This is a genomic window from Bacillus sp. FSL R5-0523 (genome assembly GCF_037975295.1).
Taxonomy (GTDB): Bacteria; Bacillota; Bacilli; order Bacillales; family Bacillaceae; genus Bacillus; species Bacillus subtilis.
In genome coordinates this window covers 1,225,644-1,237,898 of sequence record NZ_CP150251.1, presented here as the reverse complement: position 1 = coordinate 1,237,898, position 12,255 = coordinate 1,225,644, and the positions used below count along the sequence as shown (strand labels likewise).

The following is a 12,255-nucleotide window of genomic DNA, read 5'->3' as shown; positions in this document are numbered from 1 at the left end:
AGTTCTCACTCAGAGAACAAAACCTCATTTTTAAAAAACATAACGCGATTTTAACAAGGGTGATGATGAAAAATAAAGTGATAAGGTCTTAATCCTGTTTAGAAAATGATTCTTCTTCTATAATTTGCACATAAAAGCTTGTGATGACTCACAACACTTTGCTTCATAATAAATAAAACAATCGGTAAGGAGGATACCGCATGGCTTACGATATCATCAGCGATATTCATGGCTGCTATGACGAAATGACTGCATTAATCCAAAAGCTTGGCTATACAATCAAAAATGGAGTACCTGTCCATGAAGAAGGCAGAGTGCTTGTTTTTGCCGGAGATTTAACTGACAGAGGGCCCAAATCGATAGAGGTCATCCGATTTGTAGCCGGCGCTTACGAAAAAGGCGCTGTGCGTTATGTCCCGGGAAACCATTGCAATAAATTATATCGTTACTTAAAAGGAAATCCGGTAAAAGTGATGCATGGTCTCGAAACAACAGCGGCAGAGCTTGAGGAACTTTCTAAAGATGAGAGAAAATCAGTCAGCGAACAGTTTATGAAGCTGTACGAAACAGCACCGCTTTACGACATCTTACATAATGGAGAATTAGTTGTCGCCCATGCTGGCATAAGAGCTGACGATATCGGCAAATATACCCGCAGAGTGAAGGACTTTGTGCTTTACGGTGACGTGACGGGTGAAACATATCCGGACGGCAGACCCATCAGACGTGATTGGGCGGCAGCCTATAACGGAAAGGCTTGGGTGGTATACGGTCATACACCTGTGAAAGAGCCTCGGAAGGTCAATCGCACCATCAACATTGATACAGGCTGCGTGTTCGGAAATCAACTGACAGGCTTTCGCTTTCCAGAAATAGAAACCGTCTCTGTTCCAAGCTCCCTGCCTTACGACGAATCAAGATTTCGCCCCATATAAAAAAGGAGAGAATCAATGATTCTCTCCTTTTATCAGTTTTCTCATATCCTGAGGCAGTGGAGCATGAAACGTCATGTTCTCCTGTGTCAGCGGATGGATAAACGAAAGATGCTCGCTGTGCAGAGCCTGCCGGCCAATTTCCTGTCTCGTTCCGCCGTACAGTGTATCGCCGCACAACGGGTGCCCGAGATAACTCATATGAACACGAATTTGATGGGTTCGTCCAGTCTCAAGCTGCAATGCCACCGAGGTCATGTCGTCATTTGCACATGTGACGTAAAAATGAGTAACAGCCTTTTGGCCGTCTGGCGTTACCGTCCGTTCAATAATACTGTCAGGATGTCTGCCAATCGGAGCATCGACTGTTCCCTCCATCTGTGCCATCCGCCCGTGAACCACTGCCGCATACCGGCGTTTCACAAGGCCGTTTTTTTGCGCAGACGATAAAATGGAGTGGGCAAATCGATGCTTGGCAACAAGCATGACACCTGATGTATCCCGGTCTAGCCGGGTGACAAGATGTACTGTCGCCCTCACTCCGGTTGTTTGATAATGATCAATAATTCCATTGGCAATGCTGCCGGAGGGGTGCTCTCTCGAAGGGATTGATGACACATACGGCTGCTTGTTTATCACAAGCACATGTTCATCCTCATAAAGGATATCGAGCGGAACAGGCTCTGCCAACAGCGTCTCGCTCACCTGCTCCTCAGGAAACTTCACGATAAGAAGATCTCCCTCTTTCAAAACGTATTTGACCGTCACATGCTCACCGTTAATCTGCAGGTCGCCCCCGCCAAACTTAATATCGGTCAGCAGACGTTTTGAAATTCCCAGTTCACTGGCATATTCCTTTACAGTCATCCCGTCCTCAGCGGAAGTAATGTTCTTTCTGATAAAAAAATGCTCCACGATATGTCCTCTTTCTATTCACCTTTTCCAATAAACGAATCCTGGACTCTTTTCCAAAATGGAAACGGACGGAATCTCGCAAACCGCACTTTTTCGGATGCAACTTGGCAGCGGATCGACTTTACATCCTTATGGAGAAGGGTTAAATGGTCAATCGTCACTTGAAAGTCAACTTCGTTTCTCGGCTTAATCATGCAATCATGATGGGATGGGAGAAGCAGAGGTGACCCGACCGTACGGAACACGCGGTTATTAATTGAAGCCATTTCCGCAAGCTGGATCGCCCTGATAGACGGATGGATAATCGCTCCGCCCAGCGCCTTATTGTAGGCTGTGCTGCCTGACGGAGTTGACAGGCAGAGGCCGTCGCCCCGGAAGGTTTCAAAGAGCTGCCCTTTGATTTCCACATCAGCAACAAGGCTTCCTTCGATGCTTTTAATCGTACATTCATTCAAAGCTAAGTATCTTTCTTCCCGCTCGTTTTCGTGATAGGTCACAATGACTTCGAGAAGCGGATATTCGACTGTATGATACGGCGTTTTCGCGATGGCAAGAACAAGTTTTTCAATTTCATGAGGAACCCAGTCGGCATAAAAACCCAGATGACCTGTGTGAACGCCGACAAATGCTGTTTTGTCCAAGCGGTCGCTGTATCTGTGAAAAGCATACAAAAGCGTTCCGTCGCCTCCGACTGAAATAACGATTTCCGGTTCATTTTCATCCAGTTCCATATCAAAATCCAATAAATACGCCTGTATTTTGCTTTTCAGCGTATCAGAAACTTGATCTCCTTTTGATGATACGGCAAATTTCATGCTCTTCTTCCCCTTTACCTATTGTTGCTCGCTTCCTTTTTTCTTTCTTGAAAAGGCAGCTTGAGCTTCTTGTACTTCACCCCTGATCTCCGACATCTCTTCATCAAGCCGGGAAGCCGCTTCAGAAGCGCGCTGAAGCCTTAGTTTTACTTTTTCAGGAATGTTTCCGCTGTATTTATAATTCAATGAATGCTCAATGGTCGCCCAAAAATTCATCGCCAGTGTACGGATCTGTATTTCTACGAGAACATGCTTTTCTCCGGATACCGTCTGCAAAGGGTACAGCACAACAAGATGGTATGACCGGTATCCGCTCTCTTTATGTTCCGCAATATAATCCCTCTGATCCACAACGGTGAAATCTTTTCTGGCAAAAAGCATCTCTTTTACGATTTGGATGTCATCGACAAATTGGCACATGATTCTAAGGCCAGCAATGTCCTGCATGGTTTCAATTTCATGCAGCGGTATGCTTTTCCGTCTCGCTTTTTCAAGTATGCTCGCCACAGGCTTGACGCGTCCGGTCACAAATTCGATCGGTGAATGGTCGTCCTCGTATTCATATAGTGTGCGGATCCCCTTGAGCTTCACTTTCAACTCTTCGACAGCCTGGCGGTACGGCACTAAAAAACGCTCCCATTGTTTGTCATCCATCATACATCCCCCAATTCCGAACCAGTTTCTATAAAAACACGCGTTTCACTTTTTCTTCCATTTCTTCTCCATAGTTTGCATTATCTTTTATATTTTCTAAAAGATATTCCAGCTCCTCATGCAGGCCTGCCAGTTCAATTGTTTGGTCTCCTGCCTCTAAAACAACCGGTGTTTTTTGTGCATGGGCCTGCTTCAGTTCCGGCCATACATGTTCCTTTATAATGACATATTCAAAAGAATCAGCTAATTCAAGTATGTATACAAAAGCAAAGTGGTCAGAATCAACAAGCATTTGACCTGACGGCTTGCGTTCCGCTTCGTTTCCTTCTGTCTGACAGGCAAGGCGAAGCTGATCATCCGATAATGTTGCATTCAAAATTTCGATTCTGTTTTGCATAATGCTCTCCTTTTTTAAACAAAGTACAGATTCATTTTATCATATCGAGCTCGATATTGATAAACCTAACATCTAAAGAGATAATAGTAAAAATAAGATTTACAGGGCGGAAAGGAAGAGCATCATGAGCCAAGAAATTGAAATCGAATTTAAAAACATGCTGACCAAACAAGAATTCAAAAACATAGCATCGGCACTCCAGCTGACAGAAAAAGATTTTACAGATCAAAAGAATCATTATTTTGATACAGACAGCTTCGCGCTGAAACAAAAACATGCTGCGCTTCGTATCCGCAGAAAAAACGGAAAGTATGTCCTTACATTAAAGGAGCCGGCTGATGTGGGGCTTCTGGAAACGCACCAGCAGCTTTCAGAGGTATCAGATCTCGCTGGATTTTCAGTTCCCGAGGGCCCCGTGAAGGACCAGCTGCACAAGCTTCAGATCGATACGGATGCCATTCAATACTTTGGATCTTTAGCAACAAACCGTGCGGAAAAAGAAACAGAAAAAGGCTTAATAGTTTTAGACCACAGCCGATATTTAAATAAAGAGGACTATGAAATTGAATTTGAGGCGGCGGATTGGCATGAGGGCAGACAAGCCTTCGAAAAGCTGCTTCAGCAATTCAGCATTCCTCAGCGCGAAACCAAAAATAAAATTCTGCGTTTTTATGAAGAAAAACGAAAGTCTATATAAGGTGGAATGACATCGTGAATGTAACGAATTGGGCAGCATTACTTCAGCTTCAGGCATTACAGTCCATATCTAATGCACGCAGCAGCACGGACACTCAGAATACGGAAAGCCCGCTTTCAAGTTTTAGCTCTTTGCTCAGCCAATATACAAACGGTCTGGCATCTCAGCAATCAGCACCTTCTTCATCGCCAAGCCCGCTCAGCATGCTGAACAGCGCGAATACAACAGCGCCGTCACTGCTTTCAGCGTATGGGCTTAACTCATATACGAGCAGCAATTCAGGTTCAATCACAAAAGCGGCAGAAAGCACTGAAACAGCTGCTGCAGATTCAGCTTCAAACAAATATGAAGCAAATCAGATCAGTTCGGGGGACTTTTCTATTGACAGTGCGATTAAAAAAGCCGCTGATAAATATGGTGTTGATGAAAAACTGATCCGCGCCGTCATCAAACAGGAATCAGGCTTTAATGCAAAAGCGGTCAGCGGAGCAGGTGCGATGGGCCTCATGCAGCTGATGCCGTCAACAGCAAGCTCACTTGGCGTTTCCAATCCGCTTGATCCGCAGCAAAATGTGGAGGGCGGAACGAAATATTTAAAACAAATGCTGGATAAATACGACGGCAATGTGTCTATGGCATTAGCGGCTTACAACGCCGGACCGGGGAATGTTGACCGATACGGAGGCATTCCTCCTTTCCAAGAAACGCAAAACTATGTAAAAAAAATAACTTCAGCTTATTACGCGTAACCAGAGGTGCTCCTTCCCTCTGGTTTTTTTGCGAAGTGAAATCTTACGCATTCCTGATTTTTATGTGATATGATATGAAATACAAACCCCGGCTGTCAGCCGAAATGAGTCATCAAACGCATAAAAGGCAGTTTGTTTGTAGAAATGATGCCTTGTTGCTAAAATAAATCTAGATGAAACAATGAAATACAGAAAATTACTTTTGCAATAGGATTTATGATTCCTATTAGCCATATTTAAAGGAGTAGTCAACATGGGACAATCGTTTAACGCACCTTATGAAGCGATTGGAGAGGAACTTCTATCGCAACTTGTTGATACTTTTTATGAGCGTGTCGCGTCTCATCCTTTGCTGAAGCCGATTTTTCCAAGCGATTTGACAGAAACCGCCAGGAAACAGAAGCAATTCTTAACTCAGTATTTAGGCGGGCCTCCGCTTTATACTGAGGAGCACGGCCATCCTATGCTCAGAGCAAGGCATCTTCCCTTTCCAATTACAAACGAGAGAGCTGATGCGTGGCTCAGCTGTATGAAGGACGCAATGGACCATGTAGGGCTGGAGGGCGAAATTCGTGAGTTTTTGTTTGGCCGGCTGGAGTTGACAGCAAGGCATATGGTGAATCAAACGGAAGCGGAGGATCAATCATCTTGACAAATTATCAGCATGAGCTATACTTCGCCCATTGCCACGGTCATCCAAAAAAACCGCTTGAAATTTATATGTTTGTAGACCCTTTATGTCCTGAATGCTGGTCCTTAGAGCCCGTCATCAAAAAGCTGAAAATTAGATACGGACGCTTTTTCACCTTACGCATTATCGCTTCCGCAAGCCTCACCGCTTTAAATAAGAAGCGGAAAAAGCATCTTCTCGCAGAAGCATGGGAAAAGATCGCGAGCCGCTCTGGCATGTCGTGTGACGGCAATGTCTGGTTCGAGCAGGATCAGCCGCTTTCATCGCCTTATATGGCTGCTCTCGCTTTTAAAGCAGCCGAACTGCAAGGACGAAAAGCCGGCATGCAATTTCTCAGAAATATGCAGGAGAGCCTATTTGTATCAAAGAAAAATATTACGGATGAAAACGTGCTTTTGGAGATTGCTGAAAAAACGAGTCTCGATCTTGAAGAATTCAAAAACGATCTGCATTCTCAAAGCGCGGTCAAGGCGCTTCAATGTGACATGAAAATTGCTGCTGAGATGGATGTTTCCGTTAATCCGACACTGACGTTTTTCAATACGCAGCATGAGGATGAAGGGCTTAAAGTACCTGGCAGCTATTCATATGATGTATATGAAGAAATTTTATTTGAGATGCTTGGCGACGAGCCGAAGCCGTCGGAAACACCGCCTTTAGAATGTTTTATTGAATATTTCCGCTTCGTTGCCTCGAAAGAAATTGCTCTTGTATATGACCTGAGCCTTGAAGAGGTAGAAAAAGAAATGAAAAAACTGGCGTTTGCTAAAAAGGTTGCTAAAGTGGAAGCCAAACACGGAATGTTTTGGAAGTCTCTCAGCACTTATTCTGATGAATATCAATCATGTGAAAAATAGCCGCAGGCGTGCATATGCTTGAGGCTGTTTTTTTACGCCTCGAACCAAACGTACGTTCTATTTTTAACACTAAAGAAACCGCGCCGGGATAAGCGCGGTTTCATATGTCTTAACGACAACAAAGGGGATGGGAGAAATTTTTCACGGTCAAACAAAGGGGTAATGTTTGTTTGTGATCAATTTCACATCCTTATGATAACAAAAGATGTCGACTTTTGACAACCTCTATGCTTAATGTTCATATTTTTGTCACAAAACATAACGAAGTGCATTCACTCATATTCTTATAAGGAAAAAGGACGAGGAGGACCGCCATGATGTCTACTTTGATCTCAATTGTGTGCATTGCTGTTTTTTTCTGCTTGAATATCTTAGGCATGATGCATATGCTGCCGCTTTATATTACCTCTCCTCTGCTGTTTCTGTCTATTTTGTTTACCCTCTACCGCTTGAATCACCGGAAAACCTTTAAAGGGTTTTAAAAAAGCCTGTGCGTCATTTCCGCACAGGCTTACTTTTTTAAGACTGCTTGACTTTCATCAGCAACTCTTCCATTTCATCAAGTTTTTCTTCAAACATTTTGCACGCGGCTTCGATTGGCTCTGGAGACGTCATATCAACGCCCGCTTTTTTCAGGACATCAATCGGGTATTGTGAGCTTCCCGCTTTCAGGAAGTCAATATAACGGTCAACCGCCGGCTTTCCTTCCTTCAAAATCTGGCTGCTTAATGCTTGGGCAGCGCTGTACCCTGTCGCATACTGATACACATAGTAATTGTAATAGAAGTGCGGAATTCGCGACCATTCAAGGCCGATTTCCTTATCAATCACCATGCCGTCTCCAAAATACTTTTTATTCAGATCGTAATAGACATTTGTCAGAAGCTCAGGTGTAAGCGGCTCGCCTTCTTGCGCCTTTGTATGGATCAGATGTTCAAATTCAGCGAACATCGTTTGTCTGAAAACCGTTCCCCTGAAGCCCTCAAGCATATGGTTGAGAATATATAAGCGCTGTTTTTCATCCTCTAAATTGTTCAGCAAATATTCACCAAGGAGCGCTTCATTTGTCGTAGAGGCAACTTCCGCGACAAAGATACTGTAATTGCCGTATGGATAAGGCTGGTGCTTTCTCGTATAGTAGCTGTGTACGGAATGTCCAAACTCGTGCACGAGCGTAAAGAGATTATTGACGTTATTATGCCAGTTCATCAAAATATACGGATTGGTGCCGTAAGCTCCTGATGAATAAGCCCCATTGCGTTTGCCTTTATTCTCGTAAACGTCCACCCAGCGGTTTTCCAGTCCTTCTTTTAGGATAGAGGCATATTCTTCCCCTAAAGGTGCAAGGCCTTTCAGCATGTAATCTTTGGCTTCCTCGTATGTCACCTTCATCCCAGCATCTTTCACAAGCGGTGTATACAGGTCATAGATATGCACTTCATCAAGCTCAAGCACTTTCTTTCTTAGCGCAATATAGCGGTGCAGGAGCGGCAAATGCTTATTAATCGTCTTAACAAGGTTATCGTATACTTCCTCAGGAATACTGTTGTTAGAAAGCGCAGCCTCACGCGCGGACTTGTACTTTTTCACTCTCGCGTAGAAGTTGTCCTTTTTCACAGTGCCGCTTAGCGTCGTGGCCATTGTGTTTTTATATTGTCCGTACGTTTTATACACTGCGTCAAACGCATTTTTGCGGACTTCACGGTTTTCACTTTCCAAGAAATTAATAAAGTTGCCGTGAGTGATCTGTTTTTCATTCCCATCTTCGTCTTTAATGGACGGAAACGTTATATCTGCGTTATTTAACACGCTGAATGTATTTGAAGATGACCCCAGTACCTCGGAGGCTTCAGCAAGCAGTGCCTCTTCCTTCTCGCTCAGCACATGCGGACGTTCCTTTGTAATCTCCTCAATCGCATGAGAGTACAGCTTCAATTCTTCTTTTTCAAGAATGAACTGCTGCAGTTTGTCTTCTTCTATGGATAAAATCTCCGGAACCAGATAAGCTGTCGCGCTTGCGGCCTGTGTATACAGGTTTCCCGCCTTGTCATTCAGCCCCTGGTAAAAGGAGTTCCCAGTATCCTGGTCAGAGCGCATATGCGCATATGTGTACAGCCTACCCAGCCGCTCCATCACTTTATCTTGATACGTAAGAGCCTCGTATAAATGATCAGCTGAATCTGCCAGCTTTCCTTTATACTTAGATAAATTCGGAATTAATTCTTTTACAGCTTGAAATTCTTTATTCCAGGCCTCATCACTAGGAAAAATATCCTCAAGTCTCCATGTGTCTTCTGCCTTTACCTCACTTCTGTCAGGCAGTTGGTTTGCTTTTTTTTCCTCAGCCATGGTGATCCCCCTCGTCTTCTTTGATTCAAGCCAATTGAAAAAACAGCTGTTTCTCAATAAACTTGTGTTGTGAATATCTTCCGGTTTTTCACTGCCTTTTGTCAAATCATATGCAGTAATGAAGAGAACGAATGCCAAAAAAGCAGTAAAAACACGAAAAACCTTTCCTTTTGTGCCTTTCACAGCCTGCCCACCACCTTTGTCTTAGGGTGAGCCAAATAAGACAAACTCATTCTATAAAACAGCTGCGGTCTCTTTCTATAAGATCCTGCATGGAGTGTATGCCGCCTGCAGGCTGATTCAGCACATATACTTCTTTCTGAGTCTCCCTTAAAAATCCCTTCTTGCACAAAAAATCAATATACTGTTTAACCGCTTCTGAAAGACACTCTTCGCTGCATTCAAACCTGAGTGCAATGTTCTTATTATAAATGTGCAGTTTGCACTGCTGCAAAACGGCTGAAAAACGAATTGGCGCACGTTTATCTCCAAGATCCGTCATAAACAAATAAAGAAACCCTTGCCACACAAAAACCGGACTCTTAAAAACTGCCCCTTTTCTAACTGGAACAAACACTTCAGTCGGCAGAAAAGAAAAAGGCGTCTGCCGTTTCTCATAAAACAGCAGCCTAAGGCGATTTATTTCCTTTGAGTTAAACCGATGGGGTTTATGGCGAAAACGGTGAATCGCTTTCGTCCAGCCTGAATATTGAATTGAGGGTTTCGGTTCAGTGAAAAAAAGATCGCCTGCACCTGCCCGATGGATAGGGATCGTTTGGACTGAGGAATAAGAATGGTTTGTGTAGAATGGAATGATGTGGCTAAGCCGGAGAAAAGAACGCCTTTCAGGACAATAACATATCAGTTCTCTGTATGGACTTGCATTGATAAACTGCCAATGAAAAGCTGAAAGCTGATAAAAGGACGAAGCAGTCCGTTTTAAGCGGCTGTATCCCATAATCCACTGCGGGATGATTCCTTCTTGTTTGAAGCCCTCTGTCCGCTTTTGAAAGACATCTGGAGCGATAGTGGCGCATTGATATTCAACAGCAAGCATATGCTCCTTGATCCTTGCCATGACGTCCGGTCTTTGGTTGATTGTCCTTATATACGGCTCCAATATTGGTGAAGCTCGTTGTGTTTTCAGCCATACATACAGCTGTCTTTTTCCTTCTAAGTGGTAGGCGCTTTCCGGTTCGATGTCTATGGAGCAGGACTTGTTCTGTTTATGGGCAAAATGCGGCGCTTTTTGAAGTCCGAGCTTCACAGCTAGCTCTCCCCCGCATACCGGACAGAAGAACCGTCTCCGCTTTAATTTCTGGTTTTGCTGAGCGCCTAGAAGGTGAAACATTTGGCCGTCTTCAGTCACAGCACTAAACAATTGTCATCTCTCCTTTCCAGATGAAGTATACTTTCTGGAAAAGATGATCAATTCCTGTTCGCTGTATTTTCCGCTTGTCTACATGTTATTGATTTTTCACATCTCTAAAATGGCATTTTCGTGCATAAAAAAAACCGATTTCCGGAAGGAAATCGGTTTGCTATGATGCAAAGTGTTTTTTTATCGTTTCTAGAGCATGCTCTGAAATAATCAGCTTGCCGTACTCTTCAAGACGGTGTATGCTGATTGAGGATTCATTTGCGTACTCCAGCAGGATGCTTAGCTGATTTTCAACCTCTTCATCAGTCATATTGCAAAAATCTACATATAAATAATATCGGTTCTCAAACGAATACAAAGTCGTTTTGCTTCCGTTAACGTTCAAATTAGATAGAGAAATAACATCCTCAAAATCGCCAAATCGCAAGACAAATTGAAGCTTTTGCTCCTTCTCTTCCTGATTGACGGCTTGCTCTTCTTTCTGGAAATCATCCAGCAAGGCGTCAAGATCCTCAGATGCTGGTTCTTGCTTTTTATCCTCAGGAATCGGCAGTTCGAGCTTTTGTCCGTCTTTGGAAAGCTGGGCTTTTGTGACGATGATTTCTAATCCTTTGTCCAGTGCCTGAACTTGAATCCAAAGTGGGCCTTCCACAGCGAATTCCTCTTCTTCATGAACTTCATCCATGACTTCCCAGAAAAGTTCTTCACTGCGCTCACGGTTATACCAAATTTCTTCTCTGTCAAAACCGCGATCTTCAATATCTCCGTAAGACATATAAAATTTTACTGTATGCTCGTTAATTCTTTCAATTTCCATTTGCCAACCTTCCCTTCTATATAAGATGTTGAAGGGACATCTAAGCTCCCGATTAATTGTACTTTACTACACTTTACCCATTCCGTCCACATCTTAACCTTAACCAAGGCCATTGTGAATTCCTTTGTATTTCTATTTTATGATAAAACAGTCACAAAAGAAATAAAAATGCACCTTTGCCTAAAAAACGGCAGTTCAGGCGGCTGATATCATAAAATACAACCTGTCTCATATAGTAGTAGTACAAGCGAAGGACTGAAAGCGAGGTGCCGCTTCATGGAGCATGACTATCTGATTTCTCTGCTTGTCATTGTTGGGATTGACCTGATCCTCGGCGGAGATAACGCGGTTGTTATTGCCATGGCCAGCAGACATTTGCCGGACAAGCAAAGACAGCAAGCGATTATTCTCGGAACATTTATTGCCGTTGCCATGAGAATCGGATTAACAAGTGCAGCAGTATATCTTTTGAACATTCCGTTCTTGCAGTGCGCCGGCGGAATTTTCCTGCTGTATTTAGGATATCAGCTGCTGATTGAAAAAAAAGACACGAAACACATTAAAAGCAGCACCTCCCTGTGGAGAGCGATACGAACGATTGTGCTTGCAGATCTCTTTATGTCGCTGGACAACGTCATCGCAGTTGCGGGAGCATCACACGGTGAGTTTTCTCTCGTTGTTATAGGTTTGTGTGTATCGGTTCCGGTTATTATTTGGGGCAGCAAACTCATCCATATTGCACTAGAGAAAATACCGCTTCTGATTTACGCGGGAAGCGGGCTGCTTGCTTATACTGGCGGAGAAATGATTGTCAGAGACAAAAAGCTGTCGCTTTTTATGGCGCAGCACGGCACAGTCGAAACGCTCCTCCCCATTTTGACGGTTGCGTTTGTCATCCTTGCGAGCATTTATTACCAGCAGGTTGAAAAATAAAAGAAGGCTGATGACTCAGCCTTCTTTCAGCGTGTCGACAAACCTTTGCATTCGTTGTCAGACCTGCG

The 12,255-nt window shown here is 43.7% G+C and carries 16 protein-coding genes; 8 read left to right on the top strand and 8 right to left on the bottom strand.

The genetic code is table 11. The annotated features are described in order from the left end of the window. Positions 1–200: 200 nt before the first annotated feature. On the top strand, positions 201–935 hold the full coding sequence (gene prpE / locus NYE53_RS06355) for a bis(5'-nucleosyl)-tetraphosphatase PrpE (RefSeq protein ID WP_251186929.1): 735 nt from the start codon (positions 201–203) through the stop codon (positions 933–935). Positions 936–947: 12 nt separating this feature from the next. Here prpE and NYE53_RS06350 read toward each other — a convergent pair whose 3' ends face one another. Genes NYE53_RS06350 through NYE53_RS06335 form a run of 4 tightly spaced genes read right to left on the bottom strand, consistent with a single transcriptional unit; the run spans position 948 to position 3,713 of the window. Then, on the bottom strand, positions 948–1,847 hold the full coding sequence (locus NYE53_RS06350; RefSeq protein ID WP_339247806.1) for an RluA family pseudouridine synthase: 900 nt from the start codon (positions 1,845–1,847) through the stop codon (positions 948–950). 14 nt (positions 1,848–1,861) lie between these two features. After that, the gene (locus tag NYE53_RS06345) at positions 1,862–2,662 is read right to left on the bottom strand and encodes an NAD kinase (RefSeq protein WP_003232918.1); all 801 of its coding nucleotides are present in this window, start codon (positions 2,660–2,662) and stop codon (positions 1,862–1,864) included. An 18-nt stretch (positions 2,663–2,680) separates the two neighbouring features. Further along, entirely contained in the window at positions 2,681–3,316 is a 636-nt protein-coding gene (gene yjbM, locus NYE53_RS06340; protein ID WP_003245294.1) for a GTP diphosphokinase, read from the bottom strand. Positions 3,317–3,344: 28 nt separating this feature from the next. Beyond that, positions 3,345–3,713, bottom strand: coding sequence for a hypothetical protein (locus tag NYE53_RS06335; protein ID WP_021479543.1), 369 nt, complete (start codon positions 3,711–3,713; stop codon positions 3,345–3,347). Positions 3,714–3,837: 124 nt separating this feature from the next. On the opposite strand from NYE53_RS06335, the gene NYE53_RS06330 reads away from it, so the two are divergent. From NYE53_RS06330 to NYE53_RS06310, 5 genes are all read left to right on the top strand, one after another. Next, on the top strand, positions 3,838–4,410 hold the full coding sequence (locus NYE53_RS06330) for a CYTH domain-containing protein (protein WP_003232924.1): 573 nt from the start codon (positions 3,838–3,840) through the stop codon (positions 4,408–4,410). Between the two features lie 14 nt (positions 4,411–4,424). Beyond that, on the top strand, positions 4,425–5,159 hold the full coding sequence (gene cwlQ, locus NYE53_RS06325) for a bifunctional muramidase/murein lytic transglycosylase (RefSeq protein ID WP_339247803.1): 735 nt from the start codon (positions 4,425–4,427) through the stop codon (positions 5,157–5,159). Positions 5,160–5,412: 253 nt separating this feature from the next. After that, on the top strand, positions 5,413–5,811 hold the full coding sequence (locus tag NYE53_RS06320; protein WP_339247800.1) for a thiol management oxidoreductase: 399 nt from the start codon (positions 5,413–5,415) through the stop codon (positions 5,809–5,811). Further along, on the top strand, positions 5,808–6,707 hold the full coding sequence (gene spxH, locus NYE53_RS06315; protein ID WP_014476439.1) for a protease adaptor protein SpxH: 900 nt from the start codon (positions 5,808–5,810) through the stop codon (positions 6,705–6,707). Before NYE53_RS06320 ends, spxH begins: the two co-directional genes overlap by 4 nt. Before the next feature lie 314 nt (positions 6,708–7,021). Then, positions 7,022–7,189, top strand: a complete 168-nt coding sequence (locus NYE53_RS06310; protein WP_003244944.1) for a hypothetical protein — start codon at positions 7,022–7,024, stop codon at positions 7,187–7,189. Between the two features lie 37 nt (positions 7,190–7,226). Here NYE53_RS06310 and pepF read toward each other — a convergent pair whose 3' ends face one another. Next, positions 7,227–9,056: an oligoendopeptidase F gene (pepF, locus tag NYE53_RS06305; RefSeq protein WP_003245178.1), complete on the bottom strand. Its 1,830-nt coding sequence runs from the start codon at positions 9,054–9,056 to the stop codon at positions 7,227–7,229. Between the two features lie 229 nt (positions 9,057–9,285). Continuing rightward, entirely contained in the window at positions 9,286–10,437 is a 1,152-nt protein-coding gene (gene coiA, locus NYE53_RS06300; protein WP_339247796.1) for a competence protein CoiA, read from the bottom strand. A 43-nt stretch (positions 10,438–10,480) separates the two neighbouring features. Between coiA and NYE53_RS06295 the strand changes: the two genes are divergently transcribed. Continuing rightward, the gene (locus tag NYE53_RS06295) at positions 10,481–10,603 is read left to right on the top strand and encodes a hypothetical protein (protein WP_251186925.1); all 123 of its coding nucleotides are present in this window, start codon (positions 10,481–10,483) and stop codon (positions 10,601–10,603) included. Here the strand turns inward: NYE53_RS06295 and mecA are convergent. Then, complete coding sequence (mecA, locus tag NYE53_RS06290) at positions 10,598–11,254, bottom strand: adaptor protein MecA (RefSeq protein WP_003232942.1); 657 nt, start codon at positions 11,252–11,254, stop codon at positions 10,598–10,600. The two genes, NYE53_RS06295 and mecA, sit on opposite strands and share 6 nt — an antisense overlap. Further along, positions 11,221–11,361, bottom strand: coding sequence for a hypothetical protein (locus tag NYE53_RS06285; protein WP_119122854.1), 141 nt, complete (start codon positions 11,359–11,361; stop codon positions 11,221–11,223). The genes mecA and NYE53_RS06285 overlap by 34 nt, the downstream gene beginning before the upstream one ends. A gap of 169 nt (positions 11,362–11,530) precedes the next feature. Here NYE53_RS06285 and NYE53_RS06280 point away from each other — a divergent pair, with 169 nt between their 5' ends. Further along, positions 11,531–12,187, top strand: a complete 657-nt coding sequence (locus NYE53_RS06280; protein ID WP_003232944.1) for a TerC family protein — start codon at positions 11,531–11,533, stop codon at positions 12,185–12,187. Positions 12,188–12,255 lie beyond the last annotated feature (68 nt).